The 22,721-nt window shown below is 58.5% G+C and carries 17 protein-coding genes and 8 pseudogenes; 18 read left to right on the top strand and 7 right to left on the bottom strand.

All coding sequences use genetic code 11. From position 1 onward, the window contains the following. Window positions 1–16: 16 nt before the first annotated feature. Both istA and SS05631_RS27300 read left to right on the top strand, forming a co-directional pair. Window positions 17–1,081: pseudogene (gene istA / locus SS05631_RS27310) on the top strand (IS21 family transposase); the annotation flags it as partial. 163 nt (window positions 1,082–1,244) lie between these two features. Continuing rightward, window positions 1,245–1,430 (top strand): hypothetical protein, encoded by a 186-nt coding sequence (locus SS05631_RS27300; RefSeq protein ID WP_080579349.1) that lies wholly within the window; start codon window positions 1,245–1,247, stop codon window positions 1,428–1,430. On the opposite strand, the pseudogene SS05631_RS32200 reads toward SS05631_RS27300, so the two are convergent. After that, window positions 1,380–1,511 (bottom strand): annotated as a pseudogene (locus SS05631_RS32200) (IS110 family transposase); the annotation flags it as partial. The gene SS05631_RS27300 and the pseudogene SS05631_RS32200 overlap by 51 nt on opposite strands. Before the next feature lie 127 nt (window positions 1,512–1,638). On the opposite strand from SS05631_RS32200, the gene SS05631_RS31515 reads away from it, so the two are divergent. Together SS05631_RS31515 and SS05631_RS27285 are read left to right on the top strand one after the other, a co-directional pair. Further along, window positions 1,639–2,019: a hypothetical protein gene (locus tag SS05631_RS31515; RefSeq protein ID WP_014858081.1), complete on the top strand. Its 381-nt coding sequence runs from the start codon at window positions 1,639–1,641 to the stop codon at window positions 2,017–2,019. A 134-nt stretch (window positions 2,020–2,153) separates the two neighbouring features. Then, window positions 2,154–2,723: a hypothetical protein gene (locus tag SS05631_RS27285; RefSeq protein ID WP_244412479.1), complete on the top strand. Its 570-nt coding sequence runs from the start codon at window positions 2,154–2,156 to the stop codon at window positions 2,721–2,723. A gap of 187 nt (window positions 2,724–2,910) precedes the next feature. Here SS05631_RS27285 and SS05631_RS27280 read toward each other — a convergent pair. After that, a pseudogene (locus tag SS05631_RS27280) lies at window positions 2,911–3,354 on the bottom strand (IS110 family transposase); the annotation flags it as partial. A 303-nt stretch (window positions 3,355–3,657) separates the two neighbouring features. On the opposite strand from SS05631_RS27280, the pseudogene SS05631_RS27275 reads away from it, so the two are divergent. Then, window positions 3,658–4,314: pseudogene (locus SS05631_RS27275) on the top strand (IS630 family transposase); the annotation flags it as partial. Between the two features lie 59 nt (window positions 4,315–4,373). Here the strand turns inward: SS05631_RS27275 and ltrA (SS05631_RS27270) are convergent. Continuing rightward, window positions 4,374–6,196 (bottom strand): annotated as a pseudogene (gene ltrA / locus SS05631_RS27270) (group II intron reverse transcriptase/maturase). A gap of 110 nt (window positions 6,197–6,306) precedes the next feature. Between ltrA (SS05631_RS27270) and SS05631_RS27265 the strand changes: the two are divergent. The 5 genes and pseudogenes from SS05631_RS27265 to SS05631_RS27245 form a co-directional block, all read left to right on the top strand. Continuing rightward, a complete protein-coding gene (locus SS05631_RS27265) occupies window positions 6,307–6,756 on the top strand; it encodes a transposase (RefSeq protein ID WP_080579353.1) in 450 nt (149 codons plus the stop codon). After that, window positions 6,737–7,090: an IS66 family insertion sequence element accessory protein TnpB gene (tnpB, locus tag SS05631_RS27260; RefSeq protein ID WP_037427633.1), complete on the top strand. Its 354-nt coding sequence runs from the start codon at window positions 6,737–6,739 to the stop codon at window positions 7,088–7,090. Before SS05631_RS27265 ends, tnpB begins: the two co-directional genes overlap by 20 nt. Window positions 7,091–7,142: 52 nt before the next feature. After that, window positions 7,143–8,742: pseudogene (locus SS05631_RS27255) on the top strand (IS66 family transposase). A gap of 104 nt (window positions 8,743–8,846) precedes the next feature. Further along, the gene (gene ltrA / locus SS05631_RS27250; protein ID WP_080579355.1) at window positions 8,847–10,670 is read left to right on the top strand and encodes a group II intron reverse transcriptase/maturase; all 1,824 of its coding nucleotides are present in this window, start codon (window positions 8,847–8,849) and stop codon (window positions 10,668–10,670) included. 83 nt (window positions 10,671–10,753) lie between these two features. Further along, window positions 10,754–10,978: pseudogene (locus tag SS05631_RS27245) on the top strand (transposase); the annotation flags it as partial. A gap of 363 nt (window positions 10,979–11,341) precedes the next feature. On the opposite strand, the gene SS05631_RS32195 reads toward SS05631_RS27245, so the two are convergent. From SS05631_RS32195 to SS05631_RS27230, 3 genes are all read right to left on the bottom strand, one after another. Continuing rightward, window positions 11,342–11,698, bottom strand: coding sequence for a Gfo/Idh/MocA family oxidoreductase (locus SS05631_RS32195; protein ID WP_245369185.1), 357 nt, complete (start codon window positions 11,696–11,698; stop codon window positions 11,342–11,344). A gap of 301 nt (window positions 11,699–11,999) precedes the next feature. Continuing rightward, window positions 12,000–13,295 carry an IS701 family transposase gene (locus SS05631_RS27235; RefSeq protein WP_037427413.1) on the bottom strand — a complete coding sequence of 432 codons (1,296 nt, stop codon included), beginning with the start codon at window positions 13,293–13,295 and terminating at the stop codon, window positions 12,000–12,002. 56 nt (window positions 13,296–13,351) lie between these two features. After that, a complete protein-coding gene (locus SS05631_RS27230; RefSeq protein ID WP_244412461.1) occupies window positions 13,352–13,849 on the bottom strand; it encodes a Gfo/Idh/MocA family oxidoreductase in 498 nt (165 codons plus the stop codon). Between the two features lie 1,247 nt (window positions 13,850–15,096). On the opposite strand from SS05631_RS27230, the gene SS05631_RS32570 reads away from it, so the two are divergent. After that, the gene (locus SS05631_RS32570; RefSeq protein WP_280106988.1) at window positions 15,097–15,228 is read left to right on the top strand and encodes a hypothetical protein; all 132 of its coding nucleotides are present in this window, start codon (window positions 15,097–15,099) and stop codon (window positions 15,226–15,228) included. A gap of 207 nt (window positions 15,229–15,435) precedes the next feature. Here the strand turns inward: SS05631_RS32570 and SS05631_RS27215 are convergent, their stop codons facing one another. Further along, window positions 15,436–16,179 (bottom strand): sulfite exporter TauE/SafE family protein, encoded by a 744-nt coding sequence (locus SS05631_RS27215; RefSeq protein ID WP_037427415.1) that lies wholly within the window; start codon window positions 16,177–16,179, stop codon window positions 15,436–15,438. A gap of 787 nt (window positions 16,180–16,966) precedes the next feature. Between SS05631_RS27215 and SS05631_RS31510 the strand changes: the two genes are divergently transcribed. The 7 genes and pseudogenes from SS05631_RS31510 (at window position 16,967) to nodJ (ending at window position 22,716) form a co-directional block, all read left to right on the top strand. Continuing rightward, on the top strand, window positions 16,967–17,113 hold the full coding sequence (locus SS05631_RS31510) for a hypothetical protein (RefSeq protein WP_014858052.1): 147 nt from the start codon (window positions 16,967–16,969) through the stop codon (window positions 17,111–17,113). Window positions 17,114–17,192: 79 nt separating this feature from the next. Then, window positions 17,193–17,771: pseudogene (locus SS05631_RS27210) on the top strand (radical SAM protein); the annotation flags it as partial. 479 nt (window positions 17,772–18,250) lie between these two features. Next, window positions 18,251–18,841, top strand: coding sequence for a nodulation N-acyltransferase NodA (gene nodA, locus SS05631_RS27205; RefSeq protein WP_015633488.1), 591 nt, complete (start codon window positions 18,251–18,253; stop codon window positions 18,839–18,841). Continuing rightward, window positions 18,838–19,485, top strand: a complete 648-nt coding sequence (nodB, locus tag SS05631_RS27200; protein WP_010875356.1) for a chitooligosaccharide deacetylase NodB — start codon at window positions 18,838–18,840, stop codon at window positions 19,483–19,485. The genes nodA and nodB overlap by 4 nt, the downstream gene beginning before the upstream one ends. A gap of 14 nt (window positions 19,486–19,499) precedes the next feature. After that, window positions 19,500–20,741 (top strand): chitooligosaccharide synthase NodC, encoded by a 1,242-nt coding sequence (gene nodC, locus SS05631_RS27195; RefSeq protein ID WP_010875357.1) that lies wholly within the window; start codon window positions 19,500–19,502, stop codon window positions 20,739–20,741. Between the two features lie 151 nt (window positions 20,742–20,892). Continuing rightward, window positions 20,893–21,924 carry a nodulation factor ABC transporter ATP-binding protein NodI gene (gene nodI / locus SS05631_RS27190; RefSeq protein WP_078070629.1) on the top strand — a complete coding sequence of 344 codons (1,032 nt, stop codon included), beginning with the start codon at window positions 20,893–20,895 and terminating at the stop codon, window positions 21,922–21,924. A 3-nt stretch (window positions 21,925–21,927) separates the two neighbouring features. Continuing rightward, a complete protein-coding gene (gene nodJ, locus SS05631_RS27185; protein ID WP_015633485.1) occupies window positions 21,928–22,716 on the top strand; it encodes a nodulation protein NodJ in 789 nt (262 codons plus the stop codon). Window positions 22,717–22,721 lie beyond the last annotated feature (5 nt).

The raw sequence follows: 22,721 nt of genomic DNA, 5'->3' as shown, positions 1-22,721 counted from the left end.
CATAACCGATCATCAGATGAGGCTTTTCATGAAGTTACGACAAGAGCACAGAGTTGAGGTCGCCGCCGCGAAGGCGTCGCTCAGCAGAGCAACGGCCTATCGCATCGAGAAGAACGCGCAACTGCCATCACAAGTGAAGAAGCCGCGCGGCCGTCGGCGTCCCGATCCACTCGCCGACATCTTCGATGCCGAGGTCGTGCCGCTGCTGAAGGCGGCACCTGGCATTCGTCCGGTCGCCGTCTTCGATGAGATGTTGCGCCGCCATCCTGAGCTCAGCGAAGGCGTTCGCCGGACAATGGAACGGCGGATCCGTGCCTGGCGGGCCATCAATGGCGACGAGCAGGAAGTCATCTTTCGCCAGGTTCATGAGCCCGGCCGACTGGGGCTTTCCGACTTCACCAACATGAACGAACTGGGGATCACGATCGCAGGCCAGCCGCTCGATCACCTGCTTTATCACTTCCGGCTCGCCTATTCCGGCTTCGAGCACGCCCACGTCGTCCTCGGTGGCGAAAGCTTCGTGGCGCTGGCCGAAGGGCTGCAGAACGCTCTCTGGTTCCTCGGCGGCGCGCCGCTTTACCATCGCAGCGACAGCCTGTCGGCGGCCTTCCGCAATCTCGATGCCGATGCCAAGGAGGACCAGACGCGGCGCTACGCAGAGCTTTGCGCGCACTACCGGATGACGCCGACCCGCAACAACAAAGGCATTGCCCACGAGAACGGTGCGATTGAGAGCCCGCATGGGCACCTCAAGAATGCGATCCGCGATGCCCTGTTGCTGCGCGGCACCCGTGACTTCGACGATCTCGATGCCTATCGCGGCTTCATCGATGAGATCGTCAGCCGTCGTAATGCCCGCTATGGCAAGCGCATCGATGCCGAGCGGGCGGCGCTGCAGCCGTTGCCGGGAACGCGCACCAGCGATTTTGAGGAGGTAGTCGTGCGGGTCTCGCGCAGCGGCGGCTTCATCTTGCGCAAGGTCTTTTACACCGTGCCGTCACGGCTCATCGGGCACCGGCTGCGCGTGCGCCTTTACGACGAGCGTCTTGACCTCTTTATCGGCGGCACGCATCTGATGACTCCGCGGCTCGTTCACGGATTCGCGGTATCACACCTGGGTCTGTTTCGAATTCATCGACAAAACTGGCGTCAGCCGCTACGTCCGCTTCCGGCTGATCAACGCCGACCGCGGCCCCGATCGCGGCCTGCCGCGCCCCGAATTCAAGGCTAACGGCCATCCATCCATGGACGCTGAGGCTGACGACGATCGGGCTCCCGACTTCCTGCGCAAGGATTTCATTCACCGCGTCAGGCGCAGTGACGTGCGCTACATCCTGCAGGCGCAGCTGCGTGACACGCCGCCGCCGCCGGTCGGCAATCAGCTTAGCGAAAAACGCGAGCAACTCGCTTCGTCCAAGGCGTCGGCGTAGAACGGTTTGACCGGCGTCATCAACGCCGTGAGCTTGGAAGACTGTCTTTGCGAGATCAAGACCAACGGCAACAACAGGCATGGAAACATTCCTCCTTGGCTAAAAGACGCCCGCCATCTTCGCTGAGGGGAAGGGAGCGGTCCATGCCATCAAATGGGCGGTGCAGCGGTCCATCTACATGACCCTTGAGCCATCGCCGCTATGAGCTATGATCATCCGCAAATCAGCCTGGCCGCTGTGGCAAGCTGCCCCCGCCCGGCTCCTGCTGGAAGCACGCCTTGCTGCCGACTGCTACACCACCCCCTGGGACATCATCATTTGGCTGAAACCTATTACAGTGGAGGACCCGTCGCGTGCCGATCACTGGTATGTCATCCTCGACCGAACGTGCACAATGCCTCCCGCGTTGAGCTCGGTGATGTCAGCAGACGAATCATTGCGCAACACCAACTGCGCATATCGCAACGACCCAGGGTTCACCAATACTGTCCGGCTTCGCGTCGGAATCACCGGAATGAAATCGAAATGGGTGGCCCGCTTCGTTTCGGAATCATTGTCCGACTGGACCGGCACACGCAGTCACTCGTGAATTAAAACCAAAAGCGCAATACACTGATGTGCTTGAACGCAATCCGTCCCACATTCCATGGTGTGGATAGGCCCCATACAAAAAATCGATTTTCCCAATCTTGGCAAATGCTGCATAGCGAAAGACCACCCGACGTGCGCTTCACGCCGCTGTTTGATCCTGTGACGGATGCCTTTTGTTGGGTCACGCCATTTATGACAATGGAGAAAGGCTGGGACATGAAGAATGTCGCATACCTCTTAGACCCGGAGACGACACTCTTTCGCACCGTCGAGGTTGCCGACGGCACCGGACTTGCGCCAATCTTTAGTCTGCTCGGTTGCCGACTGGTGCAGATGATCCGCTTTGACGACTCGCATGCACTATTCTTAGATGACGAAGGACTGCGGGATGGGATAACAGCCTTCACTGTTTTTGCCTCCTACCCTCAGCCTCTTGGGGGGAGAATCGTTCTTATCCGAGGTGATGGAAGCGAACCTCATTTTTCCCCCTCGATAAAAATCGAGGACGCTGCCGTTCATTTCAAATGCTGTCGTCCGGTGCTTGACCCAGTTTTTGTCACGGCAGATGATGCTACTCCGAAGGGTCTCATCCTTCCCGGCGCTTTGTCAGACTTGAAAGTTCGAATCGAGCAACGTCCGCCCATGCTTATGGACGGAAGGCATGATGTATATCGCGCTCACGGCGACGGCTTGAACTCTTAGAGCGGGATGATTTAGGCGGAATCGGCATTGGGATTCCCTTACGTGGGGATTTTGTGGTCAAGTGAATGTTCCGCCTTTGCCGTTCGGTATCCAAGTCTGAGCCCGATCACGTATCCCGGCCCGATCACCGAGCCGGATCAACCTCACATCCGGTCGCCGCTCCGATCTGGGCCTTCATGCAGGTAGCACGGCCATCGCCGGTGCGAAGTTCGTCCAGGCGATCACGCCGATCACGGCGCAACGGCTCGTAGTCCCGGATGCCCTGGCTGACGAGGAGGCCTTTGATGCGGTTGACATGGACAACCCGTTCGGCGACCAGCGCCTTGCGCTCCCGGCCAATCCGGCGACGATCCTCGTCCTCCGGCGTCGGCACCCTGACCATCGAACAAACACGCGGTTCTCCCCGCTTCCAGGCCATCAGGGCGCGGACCAGTACCTCGCCATCGAGCCGATCGGTCTTGGCGCGTCGGTGGCGGCGGGCCACCGCAACCGAGGCGGCATCGACAATGTGACTTTCGATCCAGTCTTCCCGGTTCAGCACCCGGTCGATCCAGAATCCGTCCAGCCCCGCTTCCTGGATCACCACCAAGGGATAAAACCTGCCTATGCGCGCCTGCGCCTTCTGGCGCAGATCGGCGCGACAGGCGAGTAGTCCGGGGCTATCGCCGCCGGCGACGGTGTGGCGCGACATCTTCTCGCTGCCAGGTGAAAGCGACGTGACCAGCCAGGTCGATCTACTCAGTTCCAACGAGACGAAGATCGCGCCGATATCCATGCGGATAGCGGCAGGTGCCTCGGGTCTATCGGCAGTCGAAAGATGCATGATTGGCCTCCAGAGATTTTAGCGAATCCACTCTGCCATGGTGCAGGTTGCTATCCACTCCCCATAGGATCCTTTGTGAGCAAATCAGATTCACCATTCAGGCCGGCCAGGATGGCGAAACCTTTTTCGGATGACCTTAGGGACCGTGTTGTGGTGCAGTTACGCGCGATGCGCTGTCCTGCCGGGCGGCGGCAAAGCGCTTCGGGATCGGCATCAGCACGGCGATCGATTGGGTACGGCGCTGGCGTGAGACGGGCAGCGCCGCCCCCGGCCAGATGGGCGGGCACAAGCCGCGGGCGATCGCCGGTGAGCATCGGGTCTGGCTGATCGAGCGCTGCCGTGCGCAGGCGTTCACCTTGCGCGGGCTGGTCGCGGAATTGGCGGAGCGGGGCCTGCAGGTCGACTACCGCTCCGTCTGGATCTTCGTGCATGAGGAAGGGCTGAGTTATAAAAAAAGACGTTGGTCGCCAGCGAGCGCGACCGCCCCGATGTCGCCGCCCGACGCAGCCGCTGGCTGAAGCATCGCCATCGCATCGATCCGGCCCGCCTCGTCTTCATCGACGAGACCTGGACGAAGACGAACATGGCACCGCTGCGAGGCTGGGCGCCGCGCAGTGGAACCCCATGACGTTCATTGCCACCCTGCGTGTCGATCGCGTCAGCGCGCCATGGGTCATCGACGGGCCGATCAACGCACCTTGTCTATGTCGAAAAATGCTGGCGCCGGAGCTGAAGCCCGGCGACATCGTCGTGATGGACAATCTCGGCTGGTCCCGGTAGGGACGATGGTTACCCATCGCCCCCCGGTCAGATCCGTACGTGCGGCACTACCGCATACGGCTCCTATCGGATGTTGTGACGGTAAGCCGAGCATCTGGATGCGGATGCATCAGGCGGCACGGTGGCAGGTATTTGCGAAGCAGCCTTTGGAAACGATCCCAAGGCATGCGGTGTCGCTGGCTTCGACGCATCAATGCGTGTCGCCATGCTCGACCGACCTCCCATCGGAAACCTCCCAACCGTCTTAGATTGTCAGGCACCGCATGGTAGTTCAAATACCCCTGTAACACTTGCCGTAGCCACCGACCTACCTTTGCCACCGGTTCATGGCGTCGTCGCATCAATGTTTCCCGAATGACCGCCAGCGTCGCGCGCATACGCTTCTTGATCGTCAATCGGACGATTTTGAAGCCCCCATCATTGCGCCGCCTGCCGCAGCAATGTGTGAAGCCCAGAAAGTCGAAGGTCTCTGGCTTGCGGATACCACGTTCCCGGCATTGTTGCGCAGCATACCGCCCAAAGCGTATCAGCCGCGTCTTCTCCGGGTGCAGTTGCAAGCCAAAATGGGCGAGGCGCTCCCGCAGTGCTTGCAGGAAGTGCTGCGCCTCTCCTTCGTACTGGAACCCCATCACGCTGTCGTCGGCATAACGGACAATGATCACGTCGCCTTTAGCATGTCGAGTACGCCATTGCTGGACCCATAAATCCAATGTGTAATGCAGGTAGATATTGGATAGCACGGGGCTGATTACAGAGCCTTGAGGAGTTCCTCGCGTTGATGCTACGCGTCGACCATCCTCAATCGTGCCCGCTTTCAGCCACTTGTGGATCAGACGTATCAGCCGGCGGTCACCTACTCGATGTGACAGGAAACGGAGCATCCACTCGTGATCGATTTCATCGAAAAACGAGCGAATATCCGCGTCCAGTATCCAGTTGATCTTCCGCTTGTCGATCCCAACCCACAAGGCGTCCAGCGCGTCATGCTGGCCCTTCCTTGCCGGAACCCGTATGAGAAGCCGAGGAAGTCTTGCTCATAGATCGCGCTCAGAACCGTGGACACGGCCATCTGCACGACTTTTTCTTCCAACGCTGCAATGCCGAGTGGACGGAGCCTTCCGTCATTCTTCGGAATGTAGACCCGTCGGGACGGTTGTGCGCGATACGCACCGGACTGAATTTCCCGATGCAATTCGTGCACCCGCCCTTCGAGTATCTTCTCATAGTCGTACCACGTCACGCCGTCCACACCGCTCGCCGCCTGCTTGCGAAGCGCATGGAAGCTCTCCACCAATAGCGTCGGAGTGATGTGGTGCATCAGCGCCGTGAAACGCAACTTCGGGTCCCGTCTGGCGGCTTCCCGTACACCTTCGACACCCATCGAAGCGTGTTTGACCCGGCTCTGTGTCCGGCACGCTGGGGTTTCGAAGACGTTCCCTCCGATTACACCCCTTCCCTCCATTGCCTCCGCAGGATCATCTCCTTTGTTCGGCAACTTCTCCGGTACTATGGGTGTATCCGACTTCTCATCAGCGTAGATGACTGGCTTGTGGTCAACGACCTTCCCAGTCCCGTCCAGTCCATTTGCACTGGACACTGATGAGATCTCGCTGCTTCCGTATGAAAGACTTCCCGGCATGCACAGGGTCTCCGACCGCGCGGGATCGGGACATGGCTTGCGATTGACGCCATGCACCGTGTTGCCTTCCGCTTCGCTTAACAGCGTCGGCATCCCGAGTTGATCATTTCGCGGCTCAATGGCCGGCCTGCCGGTTTCCCCTGTCAACGCTTCGACGCGCACCTCGCGATGTGCGCCGCATGACTCGGGGTCAGAGTGATTCGCCACTTCTTCTCCGTATTGAACTTTCATCAACTATCTTTCATCGGCTTTGCAGCCGCACTAAGCGCGAATTTCCCCGCACCTTCTGTGATTGAGTGAGCTTTGGCATGAGGTGTCCACCTAAAAGAGGTGGACACCAAATGATGGAAGAAGGTCAAAAACTTGTCGTGCGGCTCGTTGGTCGGAATGGACGACGCCGGTTCGATCGGGCATCGAAAGACCGTCTTATTGCGGCCTGCCTTGAACCTGGCGCATCAGTATCGAAACTTGCGCTCGAACACGGGGTCAACGCGAACCTCGTTTGGAAATGGATAAGGAAACACACCCAGGCCCCTCCATTCCCGCCGTCTTCGACATCGGCGTTTCTTCCGGTTCAGATCACCGCGGCGAGCAGCGAGTTCGCGTTGGAGATGCCTGCCACGGATGGTGAAGAGCTGCCGCCGAAGGCAGAGAGGATCGGCCCGCTGTCCTCTCCAGCGAAGGTGAGCGCGTCACTGCCGAACGGCGTGAAGCTAACGCTGGAATGCGGTGACGTGGCTGCATTGACGGCAATCATCGGAGCGTTGGGTCATGTTCAGACTGGGCGCTGACCTCAAGGTCTACCTGCATCGCGAACCGATCGACTTTCGGGCTGGCATCAACAGCCTTGCGGGTCTGGTCCAGGAGACGATGGCGCTCGATCCGTTTGCTCCAGCGGTTTTTGCCTTCTGCAATCGCCGTCGTGACCGGATGAAGCTCTTGTTCTTCGACCGATCGGGCTTTGTGCTGATCCTGAAGCGGTTGACAGAGGACAAGTTCCGATGGCCCCGCCGTGAGGTGCCGGTGGTCACGCTTTCAACCGAGCAGCTGCATTGGATACTCGACGGCATCGATATCGATGCGATGGTCCGCCACCCGGTGCGGCAATGCCAGGTCGCGGGCTGAGGCGGCGAACTCTGCGGTTGACGCGGGGTGGCGGTTCAGATTCAAAACTACGATGACTCGAACCGGCGAACCTGATGTTGCAGAGCTGATGGCGCAGTTGGCGGCAAATGCTGCCGAAATCGCCGCGCTTAAAACCGAGAAGGAAGCGCTCTCGCAGCGGGTCGTCAAGTTGGAAGAAGAGCTGGCGCTTGCGCGGCTCCATCGCTTTGCGCCGCGCAGCGAAAAGCACGTTGATCGCATCTTCAACGAAGCCGAAGAGGGTGCGGACGAGGATGGAGCGGACAGCCACGAGAGCGAGCTCATCGACATTCCGGACACAGGTCTGCCACCTGTCGAAAGCATCACGGGTCAGAAGCGTGGCCGCAGACCACTTCCGCAGAACCTGCCGCGCGAGCGCGTCGAGTATGACCTTGCCGACGATCAGAAGGCTTGTCCTTGCTGCCGTCACCAGATGCATCGCATGGGTGAGGCCGTTACCGAGCAGCTTCATATCGAGGTCAAGGCAAAGGTCTTGCAGAATGTGCGGTTCAAGTATGCTTGCCGCCTTTGCGACCGCACCGGGATCAACACGCCTGTCGTGATCGCACCGATGCCAACGCAGCCCCTGCCGGGCAGCATTGCCACGGCCTCGACGCTGGCCTTCGCACTCGTTCACAAATACGTCGACGGCACACCGCTCTACCGAGTGGCGCAGACCTTCGAACGGGCCGGTGTTCCTGTCAGCCGTGGTGCTCTCGGTCACTGGGTGATCGGTTCGAGCGAGAAGCATCTGCATCGCATCTATGACGCGCTGAAACTGAGGCTCAGGTTGCAACCCCTCATCCATGGCGACGAGACGACCGTTCAGGTCCTGAAAGAAAAGGACAAAGAGGCCACCAGCACATCGTATATGTGGGCCTATCGGAGCGGCGACGACAGTGACGAGCCGATCGTGCTTCTCGATTATCAGCCGGGCCGCGGCCAGGTTCACCCCCAGACCTTCCTCGGCGATTACCGCGGCACCTTGATGAGCGATGGCTACACCGCCTGGCGCACGCTGAATGGCGCGATCCATATCGGATGCATAGCCCATTCGAGGCGGCGCTTCGTCGATGCCCTCAAGGCCAGAAAGAAAGGTGGCGGTCCACCCGAGCAGGCTCTCCGGTTCTTCGAACAACTCTATCGGATTGAAAGGCAAGCGCGAGACAAGAAGCAAGAAGCCTGATACCGGCGAGACGAAGGCCGACAGCGTTCGCCGATTCCGACAGCAACACAGCATACCCGTCCTCACCGCTCTCAAGGTATGGCTCGATGAAATCGCGCCGAAGGTCTTGCCGGACACCAAGCTGGGCGATGCCGTGTCCTACACTCTGAACCAGTGGGATTATCTGACGCGCTACACGGACGATGGCAGGATGCCGATCGACAACAACCTCCTGGAGCGCGACATCAGAGTTTTTGCGACCGGCAGAAAGAGTTGGCTGTTTAGCGATACCACCGATGGAGCCAAGGCCAGCGCCGTCATCTACAGCCTCATGCTGACCTGCCGCGCCTGCGGCGTCGAACCGTTAACGTGGTTGCGCCACGCCCTAACCGAACTGCCCCAACGCGCTGTCGACGCCGATATCGACGACCTGCTACCCTTCAACTTCGCACAGACTGCCACCGCCTGACCAGATGCCGTTCCCAACGCCAAGACGATCCGTCGAAATGGCCGGCGTCAATGTGCGGGGAAAATCGCGCTTAGTGCGGCTGCAAAGCCGATGAAAGATAGTTGATGAAAGTTCAATACGGAGAAGAAGTGGCGAATCACTCTGACCCCGAGTCATGCGGCGCACATCGCGAGGTGCGCGTCGAAGCGTTGACAGGGGAAACCGGCAGGCCGGCCATTGAGCCGCGAAATGATCAACTCGGGATGCCGACGCTGTTAAGCGAAGCGGAAGGCAACACGGTGCATGGCGTCAATCGCAAGCCATGTCCCGATCCCGCGCGGTCGGAGACCCTGTGCATGCCGGGAAGTCTTTCATACGGAAGCAGCGAGATCTCATCAGTGTCCAGTGCAAATGGACTGGACGGGACTGGGAAGGTCGTTGACCACAAGCCAGTCATCTACGCTGATGAGAAGTCGGATACACCCATAGTACCGGAGAAGTTGCCGAACAAAGGAGATGATCCTGCGGAGGCAATGGAGGGAAGGGGTGTAATCGGAGGGAACGTCTTCGAAACCCCAGCGTGCCGGACACAGAGCCGGGTCAAACACGCTTCGATGGGTGTCGAAGGTGTACGGGAAGCCGCCAGACGGGACCCGAAGTTGCGTTTCACGGCGCTGATGCACCACATCACTCCGACGCTATTGGTGGAGAGCTTCCATGCGCTTCGCAAGCAGGCGGCGAGCGGTGTGGACGGCGTGACGTGGTACGACTATGAGAAGATACTCGAAGGGCGGGTGCACGAATTGCATCGGGAAATTCAGTCCGGTGCGTATCGCGCACAACCGTCCCGACGGGTCTACATTCCGAAGAATGACGGAAGGCTCCGTCCACTCGGCATTGCAGCGTTGGAAGAAAAAGTCGTGCAGATGGCCGTGTCCACGGTTCTGAGCGCGATCTATGAGCAAGACTTCCTCGGCTTCTCATACGGGTTCCGGCAAGGAAGGGGCCAGCATGACGCGCTGGACGCCTTGTGGGTTGGGATCGACAAGCGGAAGATCAACTGGATACTGGACGCGGATATTCGCTCGTTTTTCGATGAAATCGATCACGAGTGGATGCTCCGTTTCCTGTCACATCGAGTAGGTGACCGCCGGCTGATACGTCTGATCCACAAGTGGCTGAAAGCGGGCACGATTGAGGATGGTCGACGCGTAGCATCAACGCGAGGAACTCCTCAAGGCTCTGTAATCAGCCCCGTGCTATCCAATATCTACCTGCATTACACATTGGATTTATGGGTCCAGCAATGGCGTACTCGACATGCTAAAGGCGACGTGATCATTGTCCGTTATGCCGACGACAGCGTGATGGGGTTCCAGTACGAAGGAGAGGCGCAGCACTTCCTGCAAGCACTGCGGGAGCGCCTCGCCCATTTTGGCTTGCAACTGCACCCGGAGAAGACGCGGCTGATACGCTTTGGGCGGTATGCTGCGCAACAATGCCGGGAACGTGGTATCCGCAAGCCAGAGACCTTCGACTTTCTGGGCTTCACACATTGCTGCGGCAGGCGGCGCAATGATGGGGGCTTCAAAATCGTCCGATTGACGATCAAGAAGCGTATGCGCGCGACGCTGGCGGTCATTCGGGAAACATTGATGCGACGACGCCATGAACCGGTGGCAAAGGTAGGTCGGTGGCTACGGCAAGTGTTACAGGGGTATTTGAACTACCATGCGGTGCCTGACAATCTAAGACGGTTGGGAGGTTTCCGATGGGAGGTCGGTCGAGCATGGCGACACGCATTGATGCGTCGAAGCCAGCGACACCGCATGCCTTGGGATCGTTTCCAAAGGCTGCTTCGCAAATACCTGCCACCGTGCCGCCTGATGCATCCGCATCCAGATGCTCGGCTTACCGTCACAACATCCGATAGGAGCCGTATGCGGTAGTGCCGCACGTACGGATCTGACCGGGGGGCGATGGGTAACCATCGTCCCTACCGGGACTTCTCGGCTCGCCCAAGGCCGGGGCGATCCGCACCGCCATCCGCAAGGCCGGCGCGCGGCTGTTCTTCCTGCCGCAATACTCCCCCGATCTCAATCCGATCGAAAAGCTCTTCGCCAAGATCAAGCACCGGCTACGCGAGGCGCAGGCCAGAAGCCGCAACGCCATCCATGACGCGCTCGCAACCATCCTCCAAACCGTTTCACCTAAAGAATGCCAGAACTATTCAAAGAGCGGATATGAACGGATCTAAAATCATCCCGCTCTAAACACAGCCGAGGTTGCCAATCACCGGCGCAGGAGCAGGATCCGCTCGCCCGATCCCGTTTCCCCGGCGAAACAGCGAAGAGGTCTATGGAGACATAGTGCCCTTATCTGGCGCGCCTTCCGGACAATCGGAGCCGAAAACATCGTGGATCGGGCGAAAGCCTCGCAGCGCTCAAAGACGCTTCAGCCAAACAGCGGGCGCCCGAACTTTGGCCGCTCAGCTCAGCAAAAGTTGGGAATGGATTCACCGCTTATCGAAACCCAAGATCCGCCAGATTCGTGGCTGTCGGCACAAGCATCGATGAACAACATACCTTTGAGCCCGTCCTCAACCCCGGAAAGCTCAACGCTATCTTTCGGGAGAGCATACCCTGCGCGGCGTGCGGCTACCGCCACGCCAGCCTCCGGCATAGAGATTTGCCCATGCATCCACTAAAGCTTCGCCATGTCCCCGCGGTAGATGTATCAGGCGTTCTGCTTCGGGTACTATTCCACTACCGTGGCCTCGCACAAAAATCTGCTCCTGCTCCCCTAAAGGCACATAGCGCAGCACTTCAGGTTTTTCCTGATCCCACTCAAGCCCGCCTCTGTCGCCCCACACGCGAATTCGAAGACCGCAATATTGGCCAGGAGCAGCTTGCGTTACCCAAAGGATCCCAGGTGCACCATTCTCGAGACGGAAAGTGACGTAGGCGGTGTCTTCCATCGCCTTCACAGCGCCACAGGTGTGAAACTCAGCCCTGAGCCTGGCAATGTCCTGTCCGGTCATTGTGTGCAGGAGATGATAAGCGCGTGCGTGCCGATATCTCCGGTGGCCGACGCGCGGCCCACCTTCTCGGGATCTTGCCGCCACATTGCCCCCTTCGCGTCGGACGAGAAGGGCGCTGTCGCCCACTCCTGAACATACTCCACATGGGCCTGCCGGACCGTGCCGACGGCCCCATTTCGGATCATGTGCTTAGCACTACTTTGGCACTTTTGGCTTGGGGCGTTCTGTGAGGAGCCACTCACAGTGGGGGCATCGTAGCGGCGGTGGCCGTGCGAAGATATCGAGGATCGCTTTCCTGACGGCCGGCATGCTCGGTTGTGGCGGCGGACCTGTGAGTCTTTTTTTTCCGTCCCGCGGCCTTGAGGCGGCGGGATTGGAGAAAGGCATAGGCGATCATCGTCATCAAGGCATGTCGATGTAACCCCGTCCAGGACCTGCCTTCGAAGTGGTCGAGCCCAAGCTCCTCCTTGACTTGCTGGTGTGCCTGCTCACAGACCCATCTCGCTTTGATCGTGGCGGCGAGCGTCTTCAGTGGGGTATTGGCCGGCAGATTTGACACGTAGTATTTTTGCTCTCCGGTCGACCTCCGCTCGCCGACGAGCCAGACTTCGTCGCCAGGCATGCATTGCACACGATTATCGAGCATCCGGTGCTTATGGCCATCCGCAACCCGGACGCGGCGGGCTGCGAAGAGACATGTCAGCCGGCCTTTCGTGCCCCGGCGCCAGCTAACCTTTTGCCATTTCTCGCCCGCCAACATCGCCTCGGCAGAAACCGGGGGCCGGTCGGCAATGTGGTATTTGCGGCGCTTGCCGGTGCTGGCGACGGGGAAGACCAGGGCAACGTCGGCCGGATAGACGTTCTGGCGTCGCGACAGGCCAACGGCCCAGAGCAGACCGCGCTCGCTCAAAGCCTGACGGAACGGCCCGCTTGATCCGTATCCGGAATCGGCCAGCACGCAGCCGAACCGGACGCCGGAGCCGATGACACGGTCGATCTCTTCAAGCGCGATCTCCGGCTTTGTCCGAGCGATCTGTCGCTCCGTCGGCACGCCGGCCCGCGCCATGCGCTCTTGATCGTCCGTCCAGGTCTCGGGCAGAAACAACCGCAGCCCCACCATCACCGGAACCTCGCGCGATGCCAGCGTCACCGAGACCAGAGACTGACAATTGGCAGTCTTCCCAAGCGCGGAGGCGTATTGCGGCGCAACGCCGACCGAGTGACACCCCTTCTTCGGCAACGCCGTGTCGTCGATGATCAACCAGGCATTGTCGCCGCCAACCAACTTGTCGGCTTCAATGAGCAGGGCCGTTTCGAGCGCAGATGCATCCCAGACGCCGCTGCCGATGAAATGATGGAGCTGGTCATAGCTGACGCCGCTATCTCGGGCCGCCATCGGCTGAACGCTCTTGCGATCGCCAGGGCCGATCAGCCCCGCTACATAGGCCGGGCACATCCGGCGCCGCCGCTTGTGCCCCAGCGGCGCCAAAAACGGCTGAAGCCAGTCCATCAACTCCTCATGCCACCCCACCATGACGCGCTCCTCTTCATTGGAGCGCGCAGCATCAAGCCGTCTTGGATAACAAATCGTTAACGTGCCAAAGTAGTGTTAGCTTGGCGAACCATCGCGTGATGTGCATACGGGTAAGTCATGATGACCAGGCGATCCGTCGCTCTTTGTAACTCCACGAGTTCTCGGGCGTCGGAAACTGTTGTGGTCATGGGCTTGTCTAGTATTGCATCAATGCCGGCCTTCAGAAATGCCGTCGCGATCCGATGGTGTGTCCAGTTTGGCGTCACGATCGAGACTGCCTCTATACCATCGTCCCTTGCGGCTTCTGCTGTTGCCATAGCGTTCCAGTCGCTGTACGACCGGTCCGGCGCTATCATCCACTCTGCAGCCGAAGCGTGCGCGTTTTCCGGGTCCGAAGAAAGAGCTCCCGCAACAATTTCCCAGTGGTTCGACAGCCGGGCCCCAGCGAAATGCCATCGTCCAACAAGCCCCCCCTTTCCGCCGCCGATGAATCCTAAGCGCAGGCGTCGTCCGAGCAGCGGACTCCGCAGATCACATTTTCCAGTGAAGACCATTGAGCACTCCTTGTCTATTTTTCTACAACGTTATCGGCGGCTAGCCATTGCAAGGGACTGATCCTCGCACAGCACCCACTGTTAAATGCCCTCGCGGCCGTTGCTTTCCTATTTGCCGCCCCCTTGCTGTTCGGATCCTCGTTGCCCGGGGAAGGCTGACGCACCCCGAACTGCACTCTTGCGGGTTAGTCCTGCATCCTCCTCACAAGTCATCAACTCGGGCATTTGCGGGTTAGCCTGCATGTATCATGCCAACGAGAAATCGTTTCCAAACAAGAAGCTGCCTCTCGACACGCCTATGTCGTGTATTCGACATCGTCGCGAATCGGATACGCCGGTTCCAATAAGCAGCGTCGACTGAAGCGATCTTCGGCAAAACCTGTCGAGATTGCAGCCGAATTCGCCGCATCGGTTTGCGGGATCGATGATAGCTGGAGTGATCCGGACTCCGGCGGCGCGAACAGCTCAATCGACACGGTTTGACACCAATGCACTCAGGACTTCCGCGGCAGTGACGAGGGACCGCCTGACATCCTCCTCAGAGAGGTGGCCAACGCGCTCTGAGGATATTCGAAGACAAACCACAACGCCCTGCATATATGAACTTGCGACACCAGTCTGTTCGCGCACATCGCGGATGGTGTCAATCGAGCGGTCTAGGAGGCCGCTTACTTCATAGGGGTTGAGTTTGTCGACCTCGTTTGCCGCGCTGAGCAAATCTGCAATGAGATCCGCCGTTAAGCTCATATTTGAAGGCAATGTAGAAACTCCGAAATAGTCACATGCCGAGCCCTGCCGGGCAGAAAGCGCGACTGCTCCCCGCAGCCTTCTAGATGGGCGCCGCATAAACGGGGGCCCTGGTTGCCCCAACTGCCGGCAAAACTCATTCACGCAATGATTAGGTCAAGTGTAACGTACAGGACGGCTACATCTGCCCAAACCTGTCCACCACCTTATGGACAATCGGATTCTTGTACATGCCGAACCGATGATGCTTTCCACGGGTAATCCTTTCTTTGAGCCGCAAAGCGGTTTCAACGCCAGCACTCTGGAACTGTTCTAATATCGATGCAAATCAAGCGTGGTCGTTTTTGCAGCATTGCTAAGGCCAGTAAAATAAATATTTTGCATCACGATTATCCGCACTTTGGATATGGCGCCGACAGCCTGCCGTATGGCAGAGAGCTGTCCGATGACCCGTGACGCCGAGCCTTATCTTATGAGCGGCGACCGCTCTCGAATTTGCGATGTTCTTTAGAGATCGCGCCATTCAGATTCGTGCCGACGAGCTTGACGACGGCGGCAAGGTGGTTTTCGGGACGCTTGTCATATCGGGCATCGTACACGACAGAGTGGCTGTCGGCGTCATGATGTGCTGAATTCTCGACCTCCGGCGCAAGCGCGCCACAAGCGTTGCAGCCACGTTCCAGGTACCGTGCTGGTGAGGAGTTCGGTCATCGGAGATTACATTCAGCGACAATTGGCCCTCTCGGTGGTCTTAGCCGCGGATGAGAATGGTGCGCCTTCGCGCGTGCTCCTGCGTGATGCTGGGCAAAGGTTTTCCGTGCAAGCAAATGGGCACTCCATCACCAAAGCAGCTTGAGGCCTGATACCATCAGAAGCACGGAAAGAATGACGCGAAGCGAGGAAGCGGAAAGATATCGGCTCCCGATTAAAGCGCCTATCGATCCACCTGCCGCTACCGCAATCAACCACCACGAGAGAAAGTTTGGAAGTGCATTCCAGGAAGCGCACGCTCCAATCAAGGCAGCGGTTGAGTTCATTAAATTATAAACGGCCGTGGTTGCAGCAGTCTGATGTGCTGTTCCCCAATTCTTGGAAAGGATCACTGGTGCGAGGAATACGCCGCCTCCGCTCCCGGTCGTGCCCGAGACGAAACCGATAACAGCTCCCGTGATCAATGCAGCGTGAAGTGGCGGCGTTTTCGGAATGGTTATGACCAAGGCGCTCTTGCGAAGCGCGGATCGCGCCATTTGAATGGCGGAAACTACCAGGATCAGCCCGAGAACCGGGTGATAGATTCTCTCGGGAAGGTGCACTGAGCCACCGAGAGCCGAAGCCGGAAAGCCCAGAATTGCGAAAGGATACACGTTACGCCAGGACACCTGCCCCACCTTCAGGAATTGGGCCGTGCCGATCGCTGAGACCATCAGGTTCAAAGCGAGAGCTGTCGGCTTAATGGCCAACGGCGAATAGCCAGAAAGCGCCATGGCGGCAATGTAGCCTGATGCGCCAGCTTGTCCGACTGCTGCATACGCCAGTGCAATGACGAAAAAAGCTATTGCGAGCCCGACTGCTTCCGTGTCCATTGCTGTTTTAGCCTCTATGAGAATCCGAGCATGCCAGCGCGTGAAGGTGCGGCAATTTTGTAGTCGCGGAAAGCGGGGATCCGACGATTAGTTCAAGTTACAGAATGGCCAAGGCTGCTTTCACAATGCTATCAATTGCAATAAATGGACCATGTCGGAATTCTTCCCCACCGTCGCTTGCTATTGCGTGTTACCGCTTGGCCGGCAACCATCCATCCCCTCTCAACGCTCGGATGCGTCTCCTCTTGTGGGCTGCCGACGCCGCATTCATCTGCTCACCGTCTCAGCGTTCTGCTGTCTGGTCCACAACTTGACCACGGAAGGACCTCAACCCGACTGTCTGCTCCTCAGTGGCAGAAATGCAACGGCGGGGTGCAACCCGGCGGGCGCCGGGACTAACGGCTCCGCCTAGCCTCCTTCTCCGCGAAACAGCAAGGCCACTGGCGTTTGTTGGATATTCAACTGAGCTACTTCTGAACAGACCATTCTCCACCTTCGCCAAGGCACGTCCCCGGCAGCAAGCTCACGCAGGTACCTCAACCTCTGCGGGAATATGCCGTCGGCTTTTGGCAATTGAAATGTAAATCGATTGCGTACAACTCTGTCCCGTTTGTCGAATCCGCGACAGAGATCATTTTTTATGTCCCTTGATGTTTCGGTCTCGACTAATGAATTGAAAAGTACCGGCTAATCTGACCGGCAATGTTCTCGACCCAACTGGTATGGATTTTGAGATCCTCGTCGAACGGCAGCGGGGCCTGCTGAGTGGCTTGAGCGGGAGACCATAATGGCTGACGGCGAAAAGACAGGCGCGGCAACGCGTTTAATCAAAAGTGTCGCGCCGCTGACCTCCACTCTTGCGAAAGTACTGCGAGGCGCACCTACCATGGTGACGATCGACTATACCGGATTTCTCCGCAGCCGTCGGCGCTGAAGCTAGTAAGGGGTGGCTGAGGAACTTGCCGGCGTCAGATCCGGTGTCGTTGTATCTCCACATTCCGATCTGTCGGTCGATGTGCTGGTATTGCGGATTTCCCAACAGCATAACTCGTCGAGACGCATCGATCCTCGACTATCTGACGGCGCTAGTGAGGAGATAAGTTTGGTAGCAGCCCAAGCGCCGCAGGCGCTGCCCGTGAGCGACGTGCACTTCGGCGGTGGAACACCAACCATCATCAAGCCCTGTCGAGATCGAGCCGCGCACCTTCACGGCCGAGATGGCCGAAGCCTTAGGAGCGGCCGAGGTAAGCCACGTGAGTCTCGGCGTGCAAAGCTTTGATCCCATTGTTCAAAAAGCAACCAACCGGGTCCAGAGAAAGGCGCAGACGACCGCGGCTATTGAAAACCTGCGCCGGATTGGGATAAGTCACATCAACTTCGACCTCATGTACGGCCTCCCGCACCAGACCGTGCAGTCCTGCGTTCAGAGCGCGACGGCAGCGGTCGCAATGCGCCGCGACCGGCTTGCCGTATTTGGCTACGCCCACGTTCCATCCTACAGGAAAAATCAGCGCATCATGATCGACGAGACGGCACTGCCTGATATAGCTGCCCGAGCCGAACAAGCCGTGGCTGTGGCCGAAACGTATCTGCCGAACGGCGCGGGAGCAGTAGCGGTATTAGCTTCTTTGCCGTTGGCGGCCAAGTCTCAGCCTGTTCTTTGATCCAACTTCCTTGTTTTCGAGAGCGTGGCAGCACGCCCGTGATTGGCTGGCCGAAGCTGATGCTCCCGCCGCGGTGTCGGGTTCGTTCATCAACCGTTGCTAGCAGGGAGACTTGGGCCGGGTGTATCCACAGTATGAATGGATATAATCCAAACAATCAATTTTACGGATCCGTCCAATCACTATTAGAAGATGCTCACGTTTGAAGAAATCAAGTGTGTCGCTGGTAGAGATTTGCGAGTGATACGGGAAGGTCGGGAAATGTCCCCCACTCACTGTGCAGGTTATAACAACCAACTTGGTCCGCAATGCGGGTTCGACGACAGTGTCGGGCGTCCATCGACCCCGGCCACTTCGGACGTTTGATGTACGTTTCAAGAAGCAGCAAGATGTGGAGTTCTTTGGATATGCGTCCTCAGATGCGGTGGAAACTGTGCTGGGAAAATGAGCTGGAGCTCTCCGACCACACTGAACTCGCTGAGTTCTTCCGGAAGACCTATGGACCGACCGGGACGTTCAACGCAAGACCATTTGAAGGTGGGCACAGTTGGGCCGGAGCAAGGCCGGAGTTCCGTGTAATCGGCTACGACGCTCACGGAGTGGCTGCTCACATGGGGCTGTTGCGCCGCTTTATCAGGGTGGGCGATGCCGATCTGTTGGTGGCGGAACTGGGTTTGTGGGGGGTTCGCCCGGACCTCGAAGGACTCGGGCTCAACCACTCCATCCGCGTCATGTATCCGGTGCTGCAGCAGCTTGGCGTTCCGTTCGCATTTGGCGCCGTTCGACACGCGCTGTACAAGCTTGTGGGCAGACTCTGCCGAAACGGTCTCGGGACAATTGTGGCTGGCGTTCGCGTGCGGTCCACCCTTTCAGATGTCTATCTCAACCTGCCGCCAACGCGCACTGAAGACGTACTCGTTGTGGTCTTTCCGATTGGACGTCCAATGAGCGAATGGCCATCCGGCACACTGATCGAACGAAACGGTCCGGAACTATGAAACAGCTTGACTATCTCCGGACAGTGCCCAGAAGCGGCACTGGGGCCCCGAGCGTCTACCTGACCTTCGACGACGGTCCTAACCCGGTTTTTACCCCTGAGGTCCTCGATGTGCTGGCCGAACACCGTGTCCCGGCGACTTTCTTCGTCATCGGGGCTTATGCTAAGGACCGGCCGCAACTCATCCGACGCATGGTTGCGCAAGGGCACGAGGTCGCCAACCATACAATGACCCATCCGGACCTGTCTGCCTGCGGACGTCGGGACGTGGAACGCCAAGTACTCGAGGCGAACAGGGCCATCAGGATGGCCTGCCCCGAGGCTTCGGTGCGGCACATACGTGCGCCTTACGGAATTTGGAGCGATGACGTGCTGACAACATCGGCAAACGCTGGACTGGCGGCTGTGCACTGGTCTGTGGACCCGCGGGACTGGTCCCGCCCCGGTATCGACGCAATCGTCGATGCGGTACTCGCCTCGGTCCGGCCCGGTTCAATCATTCTCCTGCACGATGGGTGCCCTCCCGACGAGTTGGCGAACACTGACGCCAGTTTTCGCGACCAGACGGTGGCGGCGTTGTCTCGTCTCATCCCTGCCTTGCACGACCGCGGATTTATAATCCGCTCGCTTCCTCAGAATCATTAAACGGACGGTTTTTCATGGATCTGCTTGGCACGACCGGCGCCGTAGCCATCTCCTTGTATGCAGCACTCTCGACGGCTTACAAAGGCATGCAAGCTATATACGCTTTGCCAACAAACACCACAGCTGCGTCAACGCCCGTGACCGGCTCCGGTGCACCGCCGAGCGTGGATGTTATCGTCCCCTGCTACAATGAGGATCCGCGCGCGCTCTCGGCGTGCCTAGCTTCCATTGCAAAGCAAGACTACGCTGGAGAGTTGCGGGTCTACGTGGTTGACGACGGTTCTGGCAATCGCAACGCCATCATACCTGTACACGATCATTATGCGTGCGACCCGAGGTTCCGCTTTATCCTGATGCCAAAGAACGTCGGAAAGCGCAAGGCGCAGATTGTCGCAATACGGGAATCATCGGGAGATTTGGTGCTCAACGTTGACTCGGACACGACCATTGCGCCGGACGTAGTCACGAAACTTGCCCTGAAGATGTACAGTCCCGCGGTCGGCGCGGCGATGGGTCAGTTGACGGCCAGCAACCGCAGCGACACATGGCTGACGCGGTTGATCGACATGGAGTACTGGCTCGCCTGCAACGAGGAACGCGCAGCACAGGCTCGCTTTGGAGCCGTTATGTGTTGCTGCGGCCCGTGTGCCATGTACCGGCGGTCCGCACTTCTATTGCTGCTCGATAAATACGAGACGCAACTGTTTCGAGGCAGGCCAAGCGACTTCGGGGAAGACCGCCACCTCACAATCCTCATGCTGAATGCAGGCTTTCGAACCGAGTACGTTCCGGAAGCCATCGCGGCGACGGTCGTTCCAAACTCGATGGGGGCCTATCTGCGCCAACAACTGCGCTGGGCACGCAGCACGTTTCGCGACACATTGCTCGCGCTCCGCCTACTGCCGGGCCTTGATCGCTATCTTACGCTGGACGTGATCGGACAGAATCTTGGTCCGCTGCTCCTAGCCCTCTCGGTCCTGACGGGGCTAGCACAGCTCGCTCTGACGGCCACAGTGCCTTGGTCGACGATCCTGATGATTGCATCTATGACAATGGTCCGCTGCGGCGTGGCGGCGTTTCGAGCGCGAGAGCTGCGATTCCTTGGGTTTTCGCTGCACACCCTCCTCAACGTCGCTCTCCTGCTCCCCCTCAAAGCATATGCGTTGTGCACGTTGAGCAACAGCGACTGGCTGTCGCGTGGTTCCCCGGCTGCCGCACCCAACGGCGTAAAGGATTCTCCTGAACCCCATTGCTAAAACAAGCGCTGCGGAGCCGTCTGAAACTGCGGCACCCGCGTCGCTGGCTCAGCCTTGCGCAGCTTGCGAGGCTGCTGACATCAGTCAGTCACTGCGGTGGCGGTAGCCGGCTTTGCCAAACAGGCAAGCGAATTTAAGATAGGACGAGAAATTGCAGCTATTGACTCGAGCAAATGTCTCAAGCTCACCGTCGCGGCGGCCTGAGAGCAATGCACGCAAGCAGAAGTGCCACGGGCATAGCAATGCGGATAATTCGCTATCTCGCTCCAAATCAGATGTGGCAATCGAGCTTACCAACGTCAGTAAGTCTTATGGCGACAAAGTCGTTGTCGACCAACTGTCATTCACCATCACCTCAGGAGAATGTTTCGGCTTGCTGGGACCGAACGGTGCGGGCAAAAGCACGGTATCGCGTCTGGTTCTCGGCCTGGCACCGCCTGATGAAGGCACGATCACAGTGCTCGGAGAGCCGGTGCCAGCCCGCGCGCGTTTGGCGCGCAGCCGCATAGGGGTGGTTCCGCAATTCGACACACTTGATCGCGAGTTCACGGCGCGCGAGAACCTACTGGTGTTCGGACGTTACTTCGGCCTGCGCACTCGCGAGCTCGAGGAAGCCATTCCACCACTGCTCGATTTCGCTCGGCTCGAGAGCAAGGCGGATGTACCCGTGGCGCAATTATCCGGCGGTATGCAGAGACGGCTGACGCTGGCTTGTGCGCTGATCAACGACCCACAGCTCCTGATACTGGATGAGCCGACTACCGGCCTCGATCCGCATGCTCGCCACCTAATATGGGAACGGCTGCGGTCCTTGTTGGCGCTTGGCAAGACGATTCTACTGACTACCCACTTCATGGAAGAGGCGGACCGATTATGTGACCGCTTGTGTGTTATAGAGCACGGACGGAAGATCGTGGAAGGCCGCCCTCACGCGCTGATCGACGAGCAGATCGGGTGCGACGTGATTGAGATCTACGGCGGCAATCCGCGGGAGCTGACTTCAGTTGTCGGACCATATGCTCAGCGTGTCGAAGTGAGCGGTGAGACGCTGTTTTGCTATTCGTCCGATCCAGAACAGGTGCGCTTGCAATTGCGCGGGCGAACCGGTCTACGCCTATTGCAGCGTCCACCGAATCTTGAAGATGTGTTCTTGCGGTTGACCGGGCGCGAAATGAAGGACTGAGCGATGTGGAAACGTTACGCGGCGGTCCTACCCGCCAATCCTTGGAATTGGATTGCAGTGTGGCGCCGTAATTATATGGCATGGAAGAAAGCCGCGATCGCTTCAATTCTCGGTAACCTCGCCGAGCCCGTGACTTCGCTGTTTGGTCTCGGCTTCGGCCTGGGTGCGATGGTGGGTCGCGTCGACGGCATTCCATATGTCGCGTTCTTGGCGGCTGGCATGGTTGCAACAAGCGCAATGATCTCCGCGACGTTCGAGACTATTCACGCGACCTTCGCTCGCATGCACGCAAAACGAACTTGGGAATCAGCCCTGTGCACCCAACTCACGCTCGGGGACATCGTCCTCGGTGAACTGGCGTGGGCAGCCAGCAAGGCGTTATTGGCCGGGACAGCAATGATGCTCGTTGCAGCCACAATGGGCTTTGCATCGTGGCCGTCCGTTCTCTTTGCCTTGCCAGTGATCGCACTCACGGGGTTCGCCTTTGCAAGCCTGGCGATGATCGTCACAGCACTTGCGCCCAGTTACGACTATTTCATATTTTACCAGACGCTCTTCCTTACACCCATGCTGTTTTTGTCAGGAGCGGTCTTCCCAGTCAGCCAACTGCCCGACATTTTTCAGAAGCTATCGCATCTGCTGCCGCTGTCACATTCAATCGAGCTCATTCGTCCAGCGATGCTAGATCGCCCAGGCGGAGGCGTCGCCCTGCACATCAGCGCGCTTTGTATATTTGCAGTGATGCCATTCTTCTTATCTGTGGGACTGCTTCGGCGGCGTTTAATGTCCTGACCTAC

The organism is Sinorhizobium sp. CCBAU 05631 (assembly GCF_002288505.1).
In the GTDB taxonomy this organism is placed as follows: domain Bacteria; phylum Pseudomonadota; class Alphaproteobacteria; order Rhizobiales; family Rhizobiaceae; genus Sinorhizobium; species Sinorhizobium fredii_C.
Note: the sequence above shows the minus strand (reverse complement) of the source record. Positions and strands in the feature narration are given on the sequence as shown.